Source organism: Micromonospora sp. bgisy143, from assembly GCF_057708145.1.
On the sequence record NZ_JBYIRN010000009.1, the window covers coordinates 135,926 to 155,957 of the forward strand.

Here is a 20,032-nt window from a genome sequence, read left to right on the forward strand (position 1 = left end):
CGCACGGATCACACAGCGCCCCCGGCAGGATCGCCTGCCGGGGGCGCTGTCCGTCGCGCCCGTGAACACACCGATCGCGCGACCGGACCTCGACTTTGTGTCGCCTCTTGCATACTCCTGGTAGAGGTCAGGTTTGAGGAGCGGGGCAGGCGGATGAGCGAGGGCGCGCGCGGTTGGTCCCGGCGCGACCTGCTGCGCCGAGGTGCCCTGGTGGTGACCGGAGCGGCCGCCGGGGCGAGTGTCACGGACATCTGGTTGACCCACCGGCGACTCCCGCTGGCCGGCGGCCCGGCCAGCGCCACGGTCGGCAACGGCGCTCAGGACGTCGGCACCGGCGCCCTGCCGGTCGTCTGGTCGGGGTCGACCACCCAGCGGCTGGTCGCCCTCACCTTCGACGACGGTCCGGCCCCACAGTGGACGCCCATGGTGTTGGACACCCTCGCCCAGCACCGGGTGCCCGCCACCTTCTTCCTGGTCGGCACCCAGGTGCGCAAGCATGCCGACCTGGTACGCGACCGGCTCGGCGAGCACGAGGTCGGCAATCACAGCTGGGCGCACCGGGACCTCGCGCAGTTGGACGCCGCCGCGGTGTACGACGACCTGAGCCGTACCCACGACGTGATCACCGACGTGACGGGCCGCGCGCCCCGGCTGGTCCGTCCGCCGTACGGGCACCTGGGCGGTGCGGTGCTGCACGCGGCCGCCCGGTTGAACTATCGGCTGGTGCTCTGGTCGTTGCAGATGGTCGAGCGGGAGTTCCCCGGCGACCCTGCCGGCCATGCCCGCCGGATCGTGGACGGCGTCCGGCCCGGGACGATCCTGCTCGGGCACGACGTCGGTCAGCGGCGGCGGCTGGTCGCGCTGCGCGGCCTGCCCGACATGATCACCGGACTCCGGGCGCGCGGGTACACCTTCGTCACCGTCTCGGCGCTGCTGGGAGCGGGTGTGGCCGGCACGCCGACCGGGTAGGGTGCCGGTCCGTGGCGTCCACCCTTTCGGTCCTTACCGGCAATCGGAGCTTCCGCAACCTCTTCCTCGCCGAGCTGGTGGTCTTCGGCGCCGACTGGTTCGTCATGGTGCCGCTACTGGTGCTGCTGCCGCAGTTGACCGGAAGCGGCGTCTGGGGTGCCCTCGTGCTGGCGGTGGACACCGGCATCGTGGCGCTGTTGCTGCCGTACACCGGCACCATCGCCGACCGCTTCGACCGGCGCAAAATCATGATCGCCGCGAACCTGGCCGCGCTGGCCGGTGTGCTGCTGCTGCTCGGCGTCCGGGACCGCGGCACGGCCTGGTTGGCCCTGGTGGCGATCGGGGCGGTCGCGGTCGCCAAGGCGTTCTACTCGCCCGCCGCGCAGGCCGCGCTGCCCAACGTGCTGGAGCCGCACGAGTTGGCCGCCGGTAACGCCGTGGCCGGCTCGGCCTGGGGCACCATGACGGTGGTGGGCGCGTCCCTGGGTGGCGTGCTCAGCTCGGCCGCGGGCCCGTACGCCTGCTTCTGGGTGGCGGCGGTGGGTCTGGCGCTGGCCGCGGGCCTCGCCACCCGGATCCGCCGGCCGTTGCAGGCGGCCCGCGACCCGCTGGCGCCGGCGCAGCGGACGTGGACGGCGGTCCGCGAGGCGCTGGGCTACATCGGGCACCGGCCTCGGGTGCTGGCGCTGGTCACGGTCAAGTCGGCGGTCGGCCTGGGCAACGGCGTGCTGACGGTGTTTCCGCTGCTCGCCGGCGTGTACGGGGTCGGTTCGCTGGGCGCGGGTCTGCTCTTCGCGGTACGCGGAGCGGGTGCGCTGGTCGGCCCCATCCTGATGCGCCGGGTGTTGACCAACCGGTCCTGGTTGCTGCCCGGGCTCGCGCTCTCCATGTCGCTCTATGGTCTGTCCTATGTGGGCACGTCGGTGGTCCGCTGGTTCCCGCTGGTGCTGCTGCTGGTCTTCGTGGCGCACTTCGCGGGCGGCAGCAACTGGGTGATGTCGAACTTCGCCCTCCAGGGCGAGGTGCCGGACCGACTGCGCGGGCGGGTGTTCGCCACCGACATGATGCTCGCGACGCTTGCCATCTCGGTGAGTCAACTGGCGGTGGCCCTGGTCGTGGACGTGGTGGACGAGCGGGTGGTGCTGGCCGGCTGCGGACTGGTCACCGTCGTCTACGCGATCGGCTGGCGGATCGCCACCCGCCGTCTCTCGCTGACCGATCCGGCCGCCGAACCGGTCCCCGGCGCCGCCGGCTGAGACCCGGCCGGTCCCACGGTGCGGGCGAGCGGCCGGATCGTCGGTGTCGGGTCCTAGCATGAGCGCGTGCCGACGAACTTCACCGCCGGGCCGGTCCGGGTCCGGGTCCCCGCGACGAGCGCCAATCTCGGTCCGGGCTTCGACGCGCTGGGGCTCGCCCTCGGGCTCTACGACGACCTGGCCGCCGAGGTGTCCTCCGGCGGGGTCCGGGTGGCGGTAGCCGGTCAGGGCGCCGGTGAGTTGCCGGACGACGACCAGCACCTGGTGGTGCGGGCCATGCGGGCCACGTTCGACGTGCTCGGCGCGCAGCCCACCGGCCTGATCGTCGACTGCGTCAACCGGATCCCGCAGGCGCGCGGCCTCGGCTCGTCGTCGGCTGCCATCGTCGCCGGGGTCCTGCTCGCCCGTGCCCTGGTCGCCGACGGCGAACGGCGGCTGGACGAGTCGGCCGTGCTCCGGCTGGCCGCCGAGATCGAGGGCCATCCGGACAATGTCGCCCCGTGCCTGCTGGGCGGCTTCACGCTGGCCTGGACCGAGCCGGACGGTGCCCGGGCGGTGTCCCTGCCGGTCGCCGACGCCGTACGACCCACGGTTTTCGTGCCCGCCGAGCGCGGCCTGACCGCGACCGCGCGGGCCGCGCTGCCGGCCACCGTGCCGCATGCCGACGCCGCGTTGACCGCGGGACGGGCCGCGCTGCTGGTGCATGCGCTCACCACGGACCCGGCGCTGCTGTTGCCGGCCACCGTCGACCGGCTGCACCAGGATTACCGCGCGGCCGGGATGCCAGCCACATCGGCGCTGGTCAGGGCGTTGCGAGAGGCGGGTGTGGCGGCTGTGGTCTCCGGTGCCGGGCCGAGTGTGCTGGCATTCGGCGAGCCGCCTGCGGGCCTCGACGCGGGAACAGACTGGCAGATTTGGAAGTTACCGATAGACGTCAGCGGTGCCCGGGTCGCCCGGGGTAGACTGGGACACGCCGAGCGGGACCCTGTTGCCGCAGGTCGGAAGAGTTGATTACGCTCTAGACCTAGCACAGCCGCGAAGCACGCGATCTCCTGCGGGGCGGCGCACCCCCGAAGCTCTCGGCGGTCAGCCCGTCACCCCTGCCAAGGCCCACGCCGCACCGCAGTTTCCACAGGTCGCCGCAGACGGCGAGACCTGCTCACCGACGTTTGGTGGGTCGGGAAACCACCGGCTGCTGTGTCACAGACTCCCGCGACGCGTCCTTGCGAGGCGGGTGCACCGAGGCCGCCCGGCCACCTGAGCTCCGACTCCGGGCAGTCCCGGCCTTATCGAGGGAAGGAATCCATTGAGCGACACCACCGACGTGACGTCGGATGTTTCCAACGTCGCTGGCGATGCCACCGCTGCCGCTCCCGCCCGTCGTCGGCGCAGCGGTACCGGGCTGTCGGCGATGCTGCTGCCAGAGCTGCAGAGCCTGGCTGCGTCGCTCGGCATCTCCGGCACTGCTCGCATGCGCAAGGGTGAGCTGATCGCCGCGATCTCCGAGCGGCAGGGCGGCAACGCCGCCGGAACCCCTCGACCGCGGGCCGAGGTCGCCGCCGCGGCCGCTCCGGCCCGTGAGGAGGTGCGGGAGACCGTGGACCGCCCGGCGGCCGAGGGTCGCAGCACCGACCAGGCGCCGGCCGAGCCGGCCGCCGAGACTGAGAGCCGTGGTCGTTCGCGCCGCAGCCGTACCGCTGCGGCGGAGGCCCGTACCGCCGAGGCCGCCACCGCCGAGCCGCGTGCCGCCGAGGCCCGTACCGACGAGGTCGAGGGCGGCGAGCGGTCCGAACGTGGCGAGAACCGCCGCGACCGGGCCGAGCGCAACGACCGGGGCGAGCGTGCCGAGCGCAACGACCGGGGCGAGCGCGGTGAGCGGGGCGAGCGTGCCGACCGGGGCGAGCGCAACGACCGGGGCGAGCGCAACGACCGGGGCGAGCGCAACGACCGGGGCGAGCGTGCCGACCGTAACGACCGGGGCGAGCGTGCCGAGCGCGGTGAGCGTGCCGACCGTAACGACCGGGGCGATCGCGCCGAGCGGGGCGACCGCAACGAGCGTGCCGAGCGCAACGACCGGGGCGACCGCAACGACCGTTCGGAGCGTGCCGACCGTAACGACCGTGGTCAGCGGGTCGAGCGCGACAGCGACGACGAGGACGGCGAGGGCGGCGGTCGGCGTGGCCGGCGCAGCCGCTTCCGGGACCGTCGGCGTGGTCGGGGCGAGCGTGGCGAGACCGGCGGCGACACCGGCGGCCGTGAACCGCAGGTCGGCGAGGACGAGGTGCTCGTCCCCGTTGCCGGCATCATCGACGTGCTCGACAACTACGCGTTCGTCCGGACGACCGGCTACCTGGCCGGCCCGAACGACGTGTACGTCTCGATGTCCCAGATCAAGAAGTACGGCCTGCGTCGCGGTGACGCGATCACCGGTGCCGTGCGGGCGGCCCGCGAGGGCGGCAACAGCGGCGACCAGCGGCGGGACAAGTACAACCCGCTGATGCGGCTGGACACGATCAACGGGATGGAGCCGGAGGAGGCGCGGCGTCGGCCCGAGTTCTACAAGCTCACGCCGCTCTACCCGCAGGAGCGCCTGCGGCTGGAGACCGAGCCGCACATCCTGACCACCCGGGTCATCGACCTGGTCATGCCGATCGGCAAGGGCCAGCGGGCGCTCATCCAGTCGCCGCCGAAGGCGGGTAAGACGATGGTGCTGCAGGCGATCGCCAATGCGATCACCCGCAACAACCCGGAGTGCCACCTCATGGTGGTGCTGGTCGACGAGCGGCCCGAAGAGGTCACCGACATGCAGCGGTCGATCAAGGGCGAGGTCATCGCGGCCACGTTCGACCGTCCGCCGCAGGACCACACCACGGTGGCGGAGCTGGCCATCGAGCGGGCCAAGCGCCTGGTCGAGCTGGGGCACGACGTCGTCGTGCTGCTCGACTCGGTGACCCGGCTCGGTCGGTCGTACAACCTGGCGGCGCCGGCCAGCGGCCGGATCATGTCGGGTGGTATCGACTCCACCGCGCTCTACCCGCCGAAGCGCTTCCTCGGCGCGGCCCGCAACATCGAGAACGGCGGCTCGCTGACCATCATCGCCACGGCGCTGGTGGAGACCGGTTCCATGGCGGACACGGTCATCTTCGAGGAGTTCAAGGGCACCGGTAACGCGGAGCTGAAGCTGGACCGGAAGATCGCCGACAAGCGGACCTTCCCGGCCATCGACATCAACCCGTCCGGTACCCGTAAGGAAGAGGTCCTGCTCGCGCCCGAGGAGCTGGCCATCATCCACAAGCTCCGCAAGGTGCTGCACTCGCTGGACTCGCAGGCGGCGATGGACCTGCTGCTGGACCGCCTCAAGCAGTCCCGCACCAACATCGAGTTCCTGATGCAGATCGCGAAGTCGACGCCGGGGGAGTGAACCTCCGTCGCTGACCAGTTGACGAGAAGAGGCGCGGTCGCAACGGCCGCGCCTCTTCTCGTTTTCAGCCTCAGCCGAATGTCACCCCGTCCCACCCCGTCTGCGCGCCACACGTCCTTTGCTCTGCTTCAACGGACGCAACAGTAAGCGGCACGAACCGTTGCGTCCGTTGAAGCAGAGCAAAGGTGGCGAAGGGGAGGCTGGTGGGGCCGGTGAGGGCACAGCCGTGCCTCCGGGCGGGCACGCCGACCCGGACGAATGCCGGCCCGGACGGCGGGAATGCGGACAGGGAGACCTGTGTTGACGATGCCGGACGAGGTGTGCGGCCCGCTTACCGGGTCGGCTCAGGCCCATGGCACACTGGTCAATCGGCCACACCGGTTCCGGTTCACGCCCGAGCCCGTCGCGTACGGCGCGACGAGCGATGACGGCGACCCGGCGACCACCAACGAGAGGACCGAGGCGAAATGAAGGCAAACATCCACCCGGAGTACGTGACCACCGAGGTCAGCTGCTCCTGCGGTAACACGTTCACGACCCGCAGCACCGCCAAGGGCGGCGCGATCCACGTCGAGACCTGCAGCGCCTGCCACCCGTTCTACACCGGTAAGCAGCGCGTTCTCGACACCGCCGGTCGGGTCGCGAAGTTCCAGCAGAAGTACGCCAAGGTTCAGGCCAAGAAGGCCAAGTAACTCCTCGTTCGGCGCCCGTGTCCGGTTTTTCACCGGACGCGGGCGCCGTCCGCGTTTCGCCCGGCAACACCTCCGGCCCTCCCGGTGCCGCATCGTCGAAGGAGCATCCGCAGCATGAGCAGCGAGCGTCTGGCCGGACTCCTCGACGAGTACGCGGAGCTGGAGAAGCGGCTGGCCGATCCGGCCATCCACGCCGACCAGGGCACCGCGCGTCGGGTGGGTCGCCGGTACGCCGAGCTGGTGCCGCTGCACAAGGCCGCCGGTGAGCTGGAGCAGGCGCGTGCCGACCTGGCCGCCGCCCGCGAGCTGGCCGACGAGGACCCGTCGTTCGCCGCCGAGGCGGACGCCATCGCGGCGTCCCTGCCGGCCCTGGAGGAACGCCTCGCCGAGCTGCTCATCCCGCGTGACCCGCACGACGCCAAGGACGTGATCGTCGAGATCAAGGCCGGCGAGGGCGGTGAGGAGTCGGCACTGTTCGCCGGCGACCTGCTGCGGATGTACACCCGGTACGCCGAGCGGCACGGCTGGGTCACCGAGGTGATCGACGCGCAGGATTCCGACCTCGGTGGGGTCAAGGACGTCTCGCTGTCGATCAAGACCAAGGGCGTGCCGGACGGCGGCAACGGTGTCTGGTCGCGGCTCAAGTGGGAGGGCGGCGTGCACCGGGTGCAGCGCGTCCCGGTGACCGAGTCGCAGGGCCGCATCCACACCAGCGCCGCCGGGGTGCTGGTGCTGCCGGAGGCCGAGGACGTCGACGTCACCATCGACCAGAACGACCTGCGCATCGACGTGTTCCGCTCGTCCGGCCCGGGTGGCCAGTCGGTGAACACCACCGACTCGGCGGTCCGGATCACGCACGTACCGACCGGCATCGTGGTGTCCTGCCAGAACGAGAAGTCCCAGTTGCAGAACCGGGAGCAGGCGATGCGGATCCTGCGGGCCCGGCTGCTCGCCGCCGCCCAGGAGCAGGCCGACGCCGCCGCCTCGGACGCCCGCAAGGCGCAGGTACGCACCGTGGACCGCTCGGAGCGCATCCGCACCTACAACTTCCCGCAGAACCGGATCACCGATCACCGGATCGGCTACACGGCGTACAACCTGGACCTGGCGCTCGCCGGTGACCTGGACGGTGTCCTGGACGCCCTGGCCGAGGCCGACCGCGCCGCCCGCCTGGCCGGCGACACCGAACTGACCCGCCGCTGACCCCGCTGGGGGTCAGCTGGCGCGGGGGCGGGTCTTGGCGCGCAGCATCTCCCGGTCGGCCTGCTCGAAGGCGACGCTGAGCGCGTCGCGCAACCCGCTACCGCCGGAGACCTCGGCGAAGCCGATGCTCACCCCGACCGGGGTGCCCGGCACCAGCGACTCCCAGTCCTCGTTGCGTACCGCGGTCTCGATCCGGCGGGCCACCTCGGCGGCCTCGGCCATGCCGGTGTCCGGGAGCACCACCACGAACTCGTCGCCGCCGTAGCGGGCCACGAAGTCGCCCCGGCGCATCACCCGGTTGATCACTCCGGCGATGCGTTGCAGCACCAGGTCACCGGAGTGGTGGCCGTGCCGGGTGTTGACCGCCTTGAAGCCGTCCAGGTCGCAGACGCCGATGACGACCCGCTCGCCCCGGGTGACGACGGCGGTGATGTACCGCTCCAGACGACGCCGGTTGGGCAGTCCGGTGAGCGGGTCGGTCAACGCCTCGCCCTCGTACCGTGCCGCCTCCCGGCGCATCTCCTCGTGGTCGATCCGGGCGGCGATGCCGTCGATGTAGACGTCGCGCAGCCGGTCGTTGCGCTGGGCGGCGAGCCGGAACGCCAGCCGGTCCGCCCGGTGGGCGGCGGGATGGTCACCGGCGCGGGCGAGCGCGATGCTGCGCAGCCGGGCCGGCTCGGCCGCCCCGAGCGTCTCGGTGGACACCCGGATGGTGTCCAGCCGGGCGACCGCCTCGATGGGCCGACCGTCCGCCACGGCCAGGCAGACCATGCCGAGTTGCCGCAGGTCCCGGGCGCGGGCGCTGTCGCCGCCGTGGGTGAGCAGCCGGGACGGTACGGCGTCGCCGTTCGGTTCCAGGGTGTCGCCGAGCGCCGCCTGCCGGGCCGCCGAGTACCCGTACGCGGCGAGGCTGCTGGGCCGTAGCCGGCCGGCCCGCCCGCTCTGGACGAACTGGGCCAGGTCGGCCGCCACGTCCCGGAGCACGCGCAGGCACCCGTCGCTGTCGCCGTTGTGGTCCAGCGCCACGGCGTTGCGGAGCCGGATGCCCGGGGCGGCGAACGTCTCCTCCGGGATGCCGGCGGTCAACCCGAGCTGCCGTGCGCGTTCGATCGCGCCCAGCGCGTACCCGTGGAAGCTGAGGTAGCTGTAGGCCATCGCCAGGTCGTGCCAGCCCCAGGCGGTGTCCCGGTCCGGGTCCTCCACGGCGTTCAGCGCCCGGGCCGCCTTGACGAGGTGGGTGACGCACCGGTCCAGCGCGCCCTGGTGGTGGGCGGCGAGCGCGGCCAGCGCGTTGAGGTGCCCGTGCAGGTAGGGCTCGGCGAGGTCCCGGACGGCCGCCGACGCCTCCTCGATGGCCCGGGTGAACTCCGCCGTCCGACCGAGATTGATCAACGCGGAGAGCCGCTGGACCATGGCGTCCGCGCGGGCCGCCGGGTCCGACGTGGTGCGGATCACACGTTCCAGCAGGGTGTACGACTCCGCGGAGCGACTTGCTTCCTGCAAAGCGCGGGCGTGCGAGAGAGTGTCAACCTGGTCATGGACCCGGTCGAGCCAGCCCACCCACAACCTCCTGTCGTGTGCGCCTCGACGCACCCGTTCATGGCATCGCCCCGCGACGCCTCATGATTATCGTGTGACCACTCTGCCGCAACACCCCCCCGAAGGGACAGGCCGTACCCGTCCGTCCGCCGCGGTGGCCCGGGCGGCCCGCGTGCTCGCCGCGGCCGGCGTGGGCCCGGCGCGGGTGGAGGCCGAGCTGCTGGTGGCGTACGTGCTGGACGTGCCCCGGGGGAGGCTGGTCCTGGCCGACGACCTGGACGACGCCCAACTGGCCCGGCTCGACGAGCTGGTCGCTCGGCGCGCCGGCCGGGAGCCGTTGCAGCACCTGACCGGTCGGGCGGCTTTCCGGCACCTGGAGCTGGCGGTCGGCCCGGGCGTCTTCGTACCCCGCCCGGAGACGGAGCTGCTGGCCGGTTGGGGTGTCGAGCAGGGCCGGGGCAGATCCGAGCCGCTGGTGGTGGACCTGTGCAGCGGCACCGGCGCGATCGCCCTGGCGGTGGCGCAGGAGTTGCCCGGGGCGCGGGTGGTCGCGGTGGAGCGGTCCCCGGCGGCGCTGGCGTGGCTGCGCCGCAACGCGGCCGAGCGGGCGGCGGCGGGGGACCGGCCGATCGAGGTGGTCGAGGCCGACGTGACCGCGCCCGACCTGCTCGCCGACCTGGTGGGTCGGGTGGACGTGCTGCTCTGCAACCCGCCGTACGTTCCGGTGGACGTGGTGGTGCCGCCGGAGGTGGCCGCGCACGATCCGGCGGAGGCGGTCTTCGGGGGCCTCGACGGTCTGGCGGTGATCCGGCCGGTGATCGACCGGGCAGCGGCGCTGCTGCGACCCGGCGGCGTGATCGGGGTCGAGCACGACGACACGCACGGCGAGGCGGTGCCGGAGTTGTTCGCCCTCGACGGCCGCTTCGACGCCGTCGTGGCGCATCCGGACCTCACCGGTCGGCCCCGCTACGCCACCGCGTCCCGACGGGCGGACGGCCAGCACACCGCGTCCGGGCCGGCGTGGCAGACTGACTCCTCGTGATGCTCTACGACTGCCGATCGCCCGCCGATCGGGACCGCGGCATCGCTGCGGCCATCGAGGCGGTCAAGAACGGCGAGCTGGTCGTCCTTCCGACGGACACCGTCTACGGGATCGGCGCGGACGCGTTCACGCCGTACGCGGTCAAGGCGCTGCTGGACGCGAAGGGCCGGGGCCGGCAGATGCCGCCGCCGGTCCTGATCGGTTCGCGGCACACCCTGGACGGCCTGGTCTTCTCGCTGCCCTCGGCGGCGCGGGACCTGGTGGAGGCGTTCTGGCCGGGTGCGCTGACCATCGTGGTCGAGCACTCGCCGAGCCTGCAGTGGGACCTGGGCGACAAGACCGGCACCGTGGCGGTACGCATGCCGCTGCACCCGGTGGCGCTGGAGGTGCTGCGTGAGACGGGCCCGATGGCGGTCTCCTCGGCCAACAAGACGGGCCAGCCGGCTGCGGTGACCGCCGAGGAGGCGCGCGACCAGCTCAGCTACTCGGTGCGCGCCTACCTGGAGGCCGGGCCCTGTCCCGATCCGGTGCCGAGCACGATCGTGGACCTGACCGGCGAGGTGCCGCAGTTGCTGCGGGCCGGCGCGATCCCGTTGGAGAAGCTGCGCGACGTCGTACCGGACCTCCTCGACCTCCAGGGGGCCTGAGTGCCCCCGTTCACCGTCCTGCACGTCTGCATGGGCAACATCTGCCGCTCCCCGATGGCCGAGCGGCTGCTCGCCCTCGCGGTGCGGGAGCGGTTGACGCGGCGTGCGCAGGACCCGGCCGGCGCCGAGGGGCTGCTGTACAGCCACAGCGCCGGCACCGGGGGCTGGCACGCCGGCGAGGAGATGAACCCGCCGGCGGCCCGGCAGGTCATCGACCGTGGCGGCGACGTCGACGGGTTCGCGGCGCGCAAACTGCGCTCGGACCACATCGACGCGGCGGACCTGGTTCTGACGGCCACCGCCGACCAGCAGGAGTACGTGGTGGCGCTGCGCCCGGACGCGGCGGCCCGCACCTTCGTGCTGGGCGAGTTCGGTCGGCTGCTGGGCGCGGTGGACGTGTCCGCGCTGCCGGCGGCCGAGGCGACCCCGGAGGCGGTGTACGCGCGGGGCGTGGCCCTGGTGGCGGCGGCGCACGACCACCGGCTGGGCGCCTCGCCGCTGCCCACCGACGATCTCGACGATCCGTGGGGGCGCGGCGACCAGTGCTTCACCCGGGTCGCGGACGAGATCGAGGAGACGGTCCACCCGCTGGCCGCCGCGCTGTTGCCCTGAGCGCCGTGCGAGTTTCCTCCGGGTTTGGGGAAAACCAGGGGCGAAAGGGGTGTTCCGGGTCATTCTGAACGGGTCCTAGTGTGACCGGCTCCTGCGGGGAGAGCTGATGATCCGGGCCCGACTCGACAAACTGCTGACCGTGGTGATCGCCGGCGTGCTGGCCGGACTGGTGCTGGCCGGGGCCGCCCTACCCGCCGCCCTGGTCTTCGGGATCGGCTTCAGCGCCCTCTCCACGCCGTACTCGGAGCTGCCCAACACGCTCCGGACGCCGCCCACCGCGCAGCGCTCCAACCTCTACGCCAACGACGGCACCACCCTGATCACGTCCTTCTACCAGGAGGACCGGGTGGACGTGCCGCTGCGCGAGGTCGCCCCGGTGATGCGCCAGGCCATCGTGGCCGCCGAGGACGTCCGGTTCTACCAGCACAGCGGGGTCGACCTGCGCGGCGTGGTGCGTGCCCTCACGGTGAACAAGCGCGACGGCCGGACCCGGCAGGGCGCCTCCACCCTGACCATGCAGTACGTCCGCAACGTGCTCAGCAGCGATCCCCGGCTCACCGAGCGGCAGCGCCAGGCGGCCACCGAGGTCACCACCGCCCGCAAGCTCCAGGAGATGCGGTACGCGCTGGCGTTGGAGCGGGAGCTCAGCAAGGAGGACATCCTCACCCGGTACCTCAACATCGCCTACTTCGGCGCCGGGGCGTACGGGATCGCGGCGGCCAGCAAGCGTTACTTCTCCGTCTCGCCGGCGGAGTTGACCCTGTCCCAGGCCGCGCTGTTGGCCGGTCTGGTCCGGTCGCCGGACAGCGACGACCCGATCAACGGGGACGCCGACAGCGCCCTGCGCCGGCGGACGTACGTGCTGGAACGCCTGGTCGAGACGGGCCAGGTCCCCGCCGACGCGGCGGCGGCGGCGCGGGCCGAGCCGTTGCAGTTGCGGCCCAGCGAGACGCCGAACGACTGCACGGGCGTGCCCGACGGGCACCAGGACTGGGGTTTCTTCTGCGACTGGTTCACCCGCTGGTGGAGCAGCCAGTCGGCGTTCGGGTCGAGCGCCGACGAGCGGCAGCGCACCCTGCGTCGGGGCGGCTTCTCCATCGTCTCGTCGCTGGACCCGGCCGTGCAGCAGGCCACCACCGAGCAGATCCTGCGCATCTACCGGCCCACCGAGGCGCGGGCGGTACCCACCGCCGTAGTCCAGCCGGGCACCGGCCGGGTGCTGGCGATGTCGGTGAACCGCAACTACAGCGTCAAGGAGAACCCGGTCGGGCAGAAGAACTACCCGAACACGGTCAACCAGTTGGTGGCCGGTGGTGGGGCCATCGACGGGTACCAGGCCGGTTCGACGTTCAAGCTCTTCACCATGTTGGCCGCGCTGGAATCCGGCATGCCGCTGTCGACCGAGTTCACCGCGCCCACGCAACTGCTCACCCGCTTCCCGGCGACCGGCGCGGGTAGCTGTGACGGTCGCTGGTGCCCGGCGAACGCCAGCCCGTCGTCGATGGACGGCCCTCGCACCATGTGGACCGGGTTCGGCCGGTCGGTGAACACCTACTTCGCCTGGCTCACCGAGCGGGTCGGCGCCGACCGGGTGGTGGAGATGGCCGAGCGGCTGGGCATCGTGCTGCGCGCCGACTCGGACGAGCGGCTGGCCCGCTACGGTGCGAAGGACTGGGGCCCGTTCACCCTGGGGGTCGCCGCGACGACCCCGCTGGACCTGGCCGGGGCGTACGCCACCGTGGCCGCCGAGGGAACGTGGTGTGCCCCGCTGCCGGTGGTCTCGATCAACGACTCGACCGGTCGTCCGGTGGATGCCGCCAAGCCGGACTGCCGGCAGGTGCTCGACACCGATGTGGCCCGCGCGGCGGCCGACGCGGCCCGCTGTCCGGTGGGCGACCAGTCGATGTACGGGCGGTGCGACGGCGCCACGGCCCCTGACCTGCGAGCCCGGCTGGGCCGTCCGGTGGCGGGCAAGACCGGCAGTTCCGAGCGGTACGAGACGGAGACGGTGGTGGCCTTCACCCCGCAGCTGGTGGTCGCCTCGATGGCGGCCAACCCCGACGATCCGCGCGACGCGGTCGGTCAGGCCGTGCAGGCCCGGATGGTGACCGCGGTGGGCCAAGTGCTCGGCGTGGCCCTACGCGACCAGCCGGTCCGCGACTTCGTCCCCCCCAGCGAACGCGCCGCCTTCCAGGTGACCGGCGCCCGCACCACAAACTAACCCGCCCGCGCCCGCGCCCGCGCCCGCGCCCGCCGCCCCGCCCGCGCCCGCCGCCGTCGCGCCGATCTTGCACTTTCTGTGGGGACGTAGGGCACAAAGAGCGGCAAATCGGCAACACAAACTGCAAGATCGGCGTGGGCGTGGGCGTGGGCGTGGGCGTGGGCGTGGGCGTGGGCGTGGGCGTGGGCGTGGGCGTGGGGAAGGGGCGTGGGCGGGGGGATTAGGGGGTTTGTTCGGCATTGCGGGCTATGTTGCGGGCCATGCCGCCGAAGATCACGGCGTGGAACGGGGTCACCGAGCCCCAGTAGGCGTGGCCGGCGAGGCCGCGGGGGAGGAAGACGGCGCGTTGCTGGTAGCGGCTGTGGCCGTCGTCGGCCGGCAGCGCCCGCATCTCCAGCCAGGCGCGGCCGGGCAGTCGCATCTCGGCGCGCAGCCGCAGCAGCTCACCCGGAACGATCTCCTCGACCCGCCAGAAGTCCAGCGCCTCGCCGACCTGGAGGCGGTGCGGGTCGCGTCGGCCCCGGCGCAGCCCCACCCCGCCGACCAGTCGGTCCAGCCAGCCGCGTACCGACCAGGCGAGGGGGAACGAGTACCAGCCGTGCTCGCCGCCGACACCCTCGATGACCCGCCAGAGCGCTGCCGGTGAGGCGTGCACCGTCCGTTCGCGTACGTCGGTGTAGACCGTGCCGCCGGACCAGTCCGGGTCGCTGGGCAGCGGCTCGGCGGGCGCGTCCGGGCCGCTCGCGGTGGACCAGCGCGTCTCCACCTGGGCGTCGCGCACCTTGACCAGCGCCAACCGCACCGCCTCGTCGAAGCCGGTGAGGCCGCCCGGCGGATCGGGCACGTACCGGGCGATGTCGTGTTCGTGGGCCACCGCCTCGTGGATCAGGCTCTCCACCAGCGGCCGGGCGATCTTGTTCGGCACCGGGGTGATGAGGCCGACCCAGTGCGACGAGAGCGACGGCGTGAGCGGCCGGACCGGCACGATGACCCGCCGCCGCAACCCGGCCACCCGGGCGTAGCGCTGCATCATGTCGCGGAAGGTCAGCACGTCCGGTCCGCCGATGTCGAAACCGCGGTTGACGTCGGGCGGCAGGCTGGCGCAGCCGGCCAGGTAGCGCAGCACGTCGCGGACCGCGATCGGTTGGATCCGGTTACGAACCCACCGCGGCGTGACCATGGCGGGCAGCCGCTCGGTCAGGTAGCGCAGCATCTCGAACGACGCCGAACCGGAGCCGATGATCACCGCGGCGCGCAGCACCGCCGTGGGTACGCCGCTGGCCAGCAGGATCCGGCCCACCTCGGCCCGGGACCGCAGGTGCGGCGACGGGACCTCGGCGTCGGCCGCCGGCTCCGGACCACCGAGGTAGACGATCCGGCGTACGCCGGCCGCGCGGGCCGCCGCCGCGAAGTTCGTGGCCGCCGTCCGGTCGGCCGCCTCGAAGTCCGCCCGGCCGAGCGAGTGCACCAGGAAGTACGCGACGTCGACGTCGGCGAACGCGGCGGGCAGCGTCTCCGGCCGGCTCAGGTCGCCCTCGACGATCTCGGCCGCCGCCGCCCACGGCACGTCGCGCAGGCGGACGGCCTTGCGGGCCAGGCAGCGCACGGTGTGCCCGTCGGCGAGCAGCAGCGGCGTCAGCCGCCCGCCGATGTATCCGGTGGCACCGGTGACGAGGCATCTCACGGCTCCCAGTGTGCGGCCCCCTAGACTCGTTCGCTGTGGAGACCGAGACGAGCACCTTCTGGGGGCCGGATTTCGCCCAGCTCAGGGCCACCGATCCGGAGATCGCCGGGGTGGTCCTCGGCGAGCTGGACCGGTTGCGGGGTGGCCTGCAACTGATCGCCAGCGAGAACCTGACCTCGCCGGCGGTGCTGGCCGCGCTCGGCTCGACGTTGACCAACAAGTACGCCGAGGGCTACCCGGGGCGGCGCTACTACGGCGGCTGCGCCGAGGTGGACCGGGCCGAGGAGATCGGCATCGCCCGGGCCAAGGAGCTGTTCGGGGCCGAGCACGCCAACCTCCAGCCGCACTCCGGGGCGAGCGCCAACCTGGCCGCGTACGCCGCGTTGGTGCAGCCGGGCGACACGGTGCTGGCGATGGACCTGCCGCACGGCGGGCACCTCACCCACGGCAGCCGGGTGAACTTCTCCGGCAAGTGGTTCCACCCGGTGGGCTACCCGGTCCGGCCGGACACCGAGCTGATCGACTACGACGAGGTACGCGACCTGGCCCGGGCGCACCGGCCCAAGCTGATCATCTGTGGGGCCACCGCGTACCCCCGGCTGATCGACTTCAAGCGGTTCCGGGAGATCGCCGACGAGGTCGGCGCGTACCTGATGGTGGACGCCGCGCACTTCATCGGCCTGGTGGCCGGCCGGGCCATCCCGTCCCCGGTGCCGTACGCCGACGTCGTCTGCGCCACCACCCACAAGGTGCTGCGCGGTCCGCGCGGCGGCATGATCCTCTGCCGGGAGTCGCTGGCCCAGCGGATCGACAAGGCGGTCTTCCCGTTCACCCAGGGCGGCCCGCTGATGCACGCCGTCGCGGCGAAGGCGGTCGCGCTGCGCGAGGCGGCCCAGCCCGAGTTCCAGACGTACGCCGCCCAGGTGGTCCGCAACGCGCAGGCGCTCGCCGCCGGGCTGGCCGACGAGGGCATGCGCCCGGTCTCCGGTGGCACCGACACCCACCTCGCCCTGATCGACCTGCGCGAGCTGGGGGTGACCGGCGCGGAGGCCGAGGCCCGCTGCGACGCCGCCTCGATCACGCTCAACAAGAACGCCATCCCGTACGACCCGCAGCCGCCGCTGGTGGCCTCGGGTATCCGGGTGGGCACGCCGAGCGTCACCACCCAGGGCATGCGCGAGGGTGAGCTGCGCCAGGTGGCCGCCCTGATCGCCCGCGCGGTCCGGACGAACCCGGGTGAACCGGGTGGCGCCGACGCGCTGAGCGCGATCGGCGCCGAGGTAGCCGAGCTGGCGGCGGCTTTCCCGGCGTACCCCCGTGGCTGAGCCCGGGGTGGTCGAGCCCGCCGCCGACGGACGGTGGCGGTTGCGGCACCTGCCGGTGCTGCTGGCGGCGTCGGCGGCGCTGGCCGTGGTCGCGGCCGTGGTGGGCGGGGTGACCGGCGGCGCGACGGCCGCGCTCGGCGCGGCGGCCGGCGTGGCTGTGACGGTCTTCAGCTACACCCTCACGACCGTGGTGCTGGCGCGGGCCGACAAGGTCAACCCGCAGTTGCTGCTGCCGCTCGGTCTGGGGCTGTACGTGCTGAAGTTCACCCTGTTGGGTGTCGTCCTGGTGGCCGTGGCGTCGACCGGTTGGGCGGGGTTGGTTCCGCTCTGCCTCGGCATCGTCGCCGGGGTGGCAGTGTGGACGGCGGCGCACCTCTGGTGGCTGACCACGGTGCACGCCCGCCGCTCCGGCTGACCTGGTCGTCGACACGGGTGTCCCACCTATCGGACGCGCGGCAATGTGTCGGCCTCCGGTCATTTTCCGACGGGCGGAAGGGGAGTAGCGTGCCCACAGACGACGGCGCCCACGAGAAGCCCACACAACGACGGTTGTGCGGGGGGTGAGGCACAGCCTCGTCTTCCCGGCTGATATCGTTCGCCCCGTCATGGCTGATGACCAAAACCCCCGTCCCGCCGGTCCACCGGACGACTATCCGTCCGGCGCCGGTCAGGGTTGGACCGCGCTCAGCTACCTCATCGGAGGCATGCTCGTGTGGGGTTTCATCGGCTGGCTGGTCGACCAGTGGCTCGACACCGGTGGCGTCGCCACCGGGATCGGCTTCGTGCTCGGCATGGCTGGGGGCGTCATCCTGGTCATCCGCCGACTCGGCACGCCTACTTAGGAAGGGACGCGGTGTTCGGACAGGCGAACGTCCTGGCAGCGGGCCAGGCGGCATTCCCACCCAGTGTGGAGGACTTCTACCTGCCCGCGATCGTGCCCTGGGGCGCGGAGAACGCTCCGTGGTTCACCAAGTTCACGTTGATGGTCTGGATCGCGGTCGGCGTCCTGATCATCTTCTTCCTGGCGACCTACCGGAACCCTCAGTTGGTGCCGACCAAGAAGCAGTGGTTCGCCGAGTCGATCTACGGTTTCGTGCGGAACAACATCTCGGTCGACATGATCGGGCACCAGGGCGTGCGGTTCGCCCCCTACTTCACGACGCTGTTCTGCTTCGTGCTGCTGACCAACGCGTTCGCGATCATCCCGTTCTTCCAGATCTCGCCGAACTCGCACATCGCCTTCCCGGCGATCCTCGCCGTGATCAGCTACGTGCTGTTCAACTACATCGGCATCCGGCACCACGGCTTCGGCAAGTACTTCAAGCACGCCCTGATCCCGCCGGCACCCTGGTACATCCTGCCGCTGCTGATTCCGATCGAGGCGTTCTCGACCTTCATCATCCGGCCGTTCTCGCTGGCCGTTCGTCTCTTCGCGAACATGTTCGCCGGCCACATGCTCCTGCTGGTCTTCACGCTCGGCGGCTTCGCGATGCTCAACGCCAACGCCTGGTTGGCGCCGGTCTCGGTGGTCTCCTGGGTGATGACCGTGGCGCTGACCCTCCTCGAGGCGCTGGTCATCGTCCTGCAGGCCTACGTCTTCACGGTCCTGAGCGCCAGCTACATCCAGGGCGCTCTCGCCGAAGAGCACTGATCCACGCACCAACCGTTGTCGTCCCGCGTGAGAGTCACGCGTGATAACCAGGAGGAACCACTAATGGATTACGTCGCCGCGGTAGAGGGCAGCACCGCCGCCATCGGCTACGGTCTCGCGGCCATCGGCCCGGGCATCGGCGTTGGCCTGGTCTTCGCCGCCTACATCCAGTCGACCGCCCGGCAGCCCGAGTCGTCGCGCATGACCCTGCCGTACGTCTGGATCGGCTTCGCCGTCATCGAGGCGCTCGCCCTGTTCGGCATCGCCTTCGGCTTCATCTGGGCCGGCTGATCCCGCCCCTTCCGACCGGGAGGTCACCCATGTTGTTCCTCCTCGCCGCCGAGGGTGGTGAGTCAGACCACAACCCGATCATTCCGATCTGGCAGGAGATCGTGGTCGGCACGGTCGCCTTCGCCGTGCTCTGCTTCGTGCTGATGAAGTTCGTCTTCCCGCGGATGGAGCAGACGTTCCAGGCGCGTGTCGACGCGATCGAGGGCGGCATCAAGCGCGCCGAGGCCGCTCAGGCCGAGGCGAACCAGCTGCTCGAGCAGTACCGCGCCCAGCTCGCCGAGGCGCGGACCGACGCCGCGAAGATCCGTGACGACGCGCGGGCCGACGCGGAGGGCATCCGGCAGGACATCCTCGCCAAGGCGCGCGAGGAGTCCGACCGGGTCATCCAGGCCGGCAAGGACGCGCTCGCCGCCGAGCGGGCCACCATCGTGCGCGAGCTGCGCGCGGAGGTCGGCACCATCGCGGTGGACCTGGCCAGCAAGATCGTCGGCGAGTCGCTGGCCGACGAGGCGCGGCGCAAGGGCACCGTCGACCGGTTCCTGAGCGGTCTCGAGAGCACGGGGGCCCGCTGATGCAGGCCGCCAGCCGGGAGTCGTACAAGGTCGCGGCCGAGCGCCTCGACGCGTACGTCCGCGGCGCGGAGCCGTCGGCGGTGGCCGCCACCGCCGACGCCATCCTCTCCGTGGCGACCCTGCTGCGGCGTGAGCCGCGGCTGCGTCGGGCGCTCTCCGACCCGGCCCGGTCCGGCGAGGACCGCGGCGCGCTGCTCGGCGACATGCTGGGTGGGCGGATCGGCGCGGACGCGCTCGACCTGCTCGTCACGCTGGTCTCCGGCCGGTGGTCGGCACCGTCGGAGTTGCTCGACGGCACCGAGCGCCTCGGCGTGGAGGCGCTGCTGGCCAGCGCCGACTCCGCCGGTGAGCTGGGCGAGGTGGAGGACGAGCTGTTCCGCTTCGGTCAGGTCGTGTCCGGTCAGCCGGCGCTGAGCAACGCGCTCGCCGACCCGGTCGCCCCGGTCGAGCAGCGGGCCACCCTGGCCCGCGAGCTGCTGGCCGGCAAGGCCCGGCCGGTCACCGTCGGCCTCGTCGAGGCGGCGCTCGCCGGATTCGGCGGACGTTCCTTCGGCGGAGCGCTCACCCGGCTGGTCGAGTTGGCCGCCGACCGGCGTGACCGGCAGGTGGCGTACGTGACCGTCGCGGCCCCGTTGAGTGACGAGGACGAGCGTCGACTGGGTGCGAGCCTCGCCGCGATATACGGTCGAGAGGTCTCCGTCAAGCAGACGGTCGACCCCGCCGTTCTCGGTGGTGTGAGTGTCCGGGTCGGTTCCGATCTGTACGACGGCACCATCCTGCGCCGCCTCAACGAGACCCGCAACGCGCTCGCGAAGCGCTGAACGGCTTCGCCGCCAGTAATGCGGTGGTTCCGCCGCCCCACCATCGGGGCGGCTCCGCCGCCGCAGCGCCCGGATTGACAGACGCC

The 20,032-nt window shown here is 72.2% G+C and carries 20 protein-coding genes; 18 read left to right on the forward strand and 2 right to left on the reverse strand.

Translation table 11 applies throughout. From position 1 onward, the window contains the following. Positions 1-153 precede the first annotated feature (153 nt). The 7 genes from AC3EN4_RS13835 (at position 154) to prfA (ending at position 7,541) form a co-directional block, all read left to right on the forward strand. Entirely contained in the window at positions 154-969 is an 816-nt protein-coding gene (locus AC3EN4_RS13835) for a polysaccharide deacetylase family protein (RefSeq protein ID WP_435206282.1), read from the forward strand. Positions 970-980: 11 nt separating this feature from the next. Beyond that, a complete protein-coding gene (locus AC3EN4_RS13840; RefSeq protein ID WP_435206283.1) occupies positions 981-2,225 on the forward strand; it encodes an MFS transporter in 1,245 nt (414 codons plus the stop codon). Positions 2,226-2,291: 66 nt separating this feature from the next. Continuing rightward, a complete protein-coding gene (thrB, locus tag AC3EN4_RS13845; protein WP_435206284.1) occupies positions 2,292-3,236 on the forward strand; it encodes a homoserine kinase in 945 nt (314 codons plus the stop codon). Between the two features lie 295 nt (positions 3,237-3,531). After that, positions 3,532-5,646, forward strand: coding sequence for a transcription termination factor Rho (gene rho, locus AC3EN4_RS13850; RefSeq protein WP_435206285.1), 2,115 nt, complete (start codon positions 3,532-3,534; stop codon positions 5,644-5,646). Positions 5,647-5,946: 300 nt separating this feature from the next. Then, positions 5,947-6,117, forward strand: a complete 171-nt coding sequence (locus tag AC3EN4_RS13855; protein ID WP_435206286.1) for a hypothetical protein — start codon at positions 5,947-5,949, stop codon at positions 6,115-6,117. Then, positions 6,114-6,338 (forward strand): 50S ribosomal protein L31, encoded by a 225-nt coding sequence (gene rpmE, locus AC3EN4_RS13860; RefSeq protein ID WP_007464546.1) that lies wholly within the window; start codon positions 6,114-6,116, stop codon positions 6,336-6,338. Before AC3EN4_RS13855 ends, rpmE begins: the two co-directional genes overlap by 4 nt. Positions 6,339-6,452: 114 nt before the next feature. Next, complete coding sequence (gene prfA, locus AC3EN4_RS13865) at positions 6,453-7,541, forward strand: peptide chain release factor 1 (RefSeq protein ID WP_422736666.1); 1,089 nt, start codon at positions 6,453-6,455, stop codon at positions 7,539-7,541. A gap of 12 nt (positions 7,542-7,553) precedes the next feature. Here prfA and AC3EN4_RS13870 read toward each other — a convergent pair whose 3' ends face one another. Beyond that, entirely contained in the window at positions 7,554-9,101 is a 1,548-nt protein-coding gene (locus tag AC3EN4_RS13870) for a GGDEF domain-containing protein (RefSeq protein ID WP_422736665.1), read from the reverse strand. A gap of 73 nt (positions 9,102-9,174) precedes the next feature. Here AC3EN4_RS13870 and prmC point away from each other — a divergent pair, with 73 nt between their 5' ends. From prmC to AC3EN4_RS13890, 4 genes are all read left to right on the forward strand, one after another. Beyond that, complete coding sequence (prmC, locus tag AC3EN4_RS13875; protein ID WP_435206287.1) at positions 9,175-10,122, forward strand: peptide chain release factor N(5)-glutamine methyltransferase; 948 nt, start codon at positions 9,175-9,177, stop codon at positions 10,120-10,122. Next, on the forward strand, positions 10,122-10,769 hold the full coding sequence (locus tag AC3EN4_RS13880; RefSeq protein WP_422740809.1) for an L-threonylcarbamoyladenylate synthase: 648 nt from the start codon (positions 10,122-10,124) through the stop codon (positions 10,767-10,769). The genes prmC and AC3EN4_RS13880 overlap by 1 nt, the downstream gene beginning before the upstream one ends. Beyond that, a complete protein-coding gene (locus AC3EN4_RS13885) occupies positions 10,770-11,381 on the forward strand; it encodes an arsenate reductase/protein-tyrosine-phosphatase family protein (protein ID WP_435206288.1) in 612 nt (203 codons plus the stop codon). A 106-nt stretch (positions 11,382-11,487) separates the two neighbouring features. Next, positions 11,488-13,602 carry a transglycosylase domain-containing protein gene (locus AC3EN4_RS13890; protein ID WP_435206289.1) on the forward strand — a complete coding sequence of 705 codons (2,115 nt, stop codon included), beginning with the start codon at positions 11,488-11,490 and terminating at the stop codon, positions 13,600-13,602. A 220-nt stretch (positions 13,603-13,822) separates the two neighbouring features. Here AC3EN4_RS13890 and AC3EN4_RS13895 read toward each other — a convergent pair whose 3' ends face one another. Further along, a complete protein-coding gene (locus AC3EN4_RS13895; RefSeq protein WP_435206290.1) occupies positions 13,823-15,286 on the reverse strand; it encodes an SDR family oxidoreductase in 1,464 nt (487 codons plus the stop codon). A 35-nt stretch (positions 15,287-15,321) separates the two neighbouring features. Here AC3EN4_RS13895 and AC3EN4_RS13900 point away from each other — a divergent pair, with 35 nt between their 5' ends. The 7 genes from AC3EN4_RS13900 (at position 15,322) to AC3EN4_RS13930 (ending at position 19,946) form a co-directional block, all read left to right on the forward strand. Then, positions 15,322-16,611, forward strand: a complete 1,290-nt coding sequence (locus tag AC3EN4_RS13900; RefSeq protein ID WP_435206291.1) for a serine hydroxymethyltransferase — start codon at positions 15,322-15,324, stop codon at positions 16,609-16,611. Further along, the gene (locus AC3EN4_RS13905; RefSeq protein ID WP_435206292.1) at positions 16,604-17,026 is read left to right on the forward strand and encodes a hypothetical protein; all 423 of its coding nucleotides are present in this window, start codon (positions 16,604-16,606) and stop codon (positions 17,024-17,026) included. The genes AC3EN4_RS13900 and AC3EN4_RS13905 overlap by 8 nt, the downstream gene beginning before the upstream one ends. Before the next feature lie 190 nt (positions 17,027-17,216). Further along, positions 17,217-17,453: an AtpZ/AtpI family protein gene (locus AC3EN4_RS13910; protein ID WP_435206293.1), complete on the forward strand. Its 237-nt coding sequence runs from the start codon at positions 17,217-17,219 to the stop codon at positions 17,451-17,453. A gap of 11 nt (positions 17,454-17,464) precedes the next feature. Further along, positions 17,465-18,262, forward strand: a complete 798-nt coding sequence (gene atpB, locus AC3EN4_RS13915) for a F0F1 ATP synthase subunit A (RefSeq protein ID WP_435206294.1) — start codon at positions 17,465-17,467, stop codon at positions 18,260-18,262. 63 nt (positions 18,263-18,325) lie between these two features. Beyond that, positions 18,326-18,553: an ATP synthase F0 subunit C gene (locus tag AC3EN4_RS13920; RefSeq protein WP_074314047.1), complete on the forward strand. Its 228-nt coding sequence runs from the start codon at positions 18,326-18,328 to the stop codon at positions 18,551-18,553. A gap of 32 nt (positions 18,554-18,585) precedes the next feature. Further along, positions 18,586-19,125 (forward strand): F0F1 ATP synthase subunit B, encoded by a 540-nt coding sequence (locus AC3EN4_RS13925; protein ID WP_112584053.1) that lies wholly within the window; start codon positions 18,586-18,588, stop codon positions 19,123-19,125. Further along, the gene (locus AC3EN4_RS13930) at positions 19,125-19,946 is read left to right on the forward strand and encodes a F0F1 ATP synthase subunit delta (protein ID WP_435206295.1); all 822 of its coding nucleotides are present in this window, start codon (positions 19,125-19,127) and stop codon (positions 19,944-19,946) included. The genes AC3EN4_RS13925 and AC3EN4_RS13930 overlap by 1 nt, the downstream gene beginning before the upstream one ends. The last annotated feature ends 86 nt before the right edge of the window (positions 19,947-20,032 follow it).

What these genes read in the sequence shown, in the direction of transcription:
- AC3EN4_RS13835 (WP_435206282.1), top strand. Translation starts at nt 154, where the DNA reads ATGAGCGAGGGCGCGCGCGGTTGGTCCCGGCGCGACCTGCTGCGCCGA.
- rpmE (WP_007464546.1), top strand. Translation starts at nt 6,114, where the DNA reads ATGAAGGCAAACATCCACCCGGAGTACGTGACCACCGAGGTCAGCTGC.
- prfA (WP_422736666.1), top strand. Translation starts at nt 6,453, where the DNA reads ATGAGCAGCGAGCGTCTGGCCGGACTCCTCGACGAGTACGCGGAGCTG.
- AC3EN4_RS13880 (WP_422740809.1), top strand. Translation starts at nt 10,122, where the DNA reads ATGCTCTACGACTGCCGATCGCCCGCCGATCGGGACCGCGGCATCGCT.
- AC3EN4_RS13890 (WP_435206289.1), top strand. Translation starts at nt 11,488, where the DNA reads ATGATCCGGGCCCGACTCGACAAACTGCTGACCGTGGTGATCGCCGGC.
- AC3EN4_RS13910 (WP_435206293.1), top strand. Translation starts at nt 17,217, where the DNA reads ATGGCTGATGACCAAAACCCCCGTCCCGCCGGTCCACCGGACGACTAT.
- AC3EN4_RS13920 (WP_074314047.1), top strand. Translation starts at nt 18,326, where the DNA reads ATGGATTACGTCGCCGCGGTAGAGGGCAGCACCGCCGCCATCGGCTAC.
- AC3EN4_RS13930 (WP_435206295.1), top strand. Translation starts at nt 19,125, where the DNA reads ATGCAGGCCGCCAGCCGGGAGTCGTACAAGGTCGCGGCCGAGCGCCTC.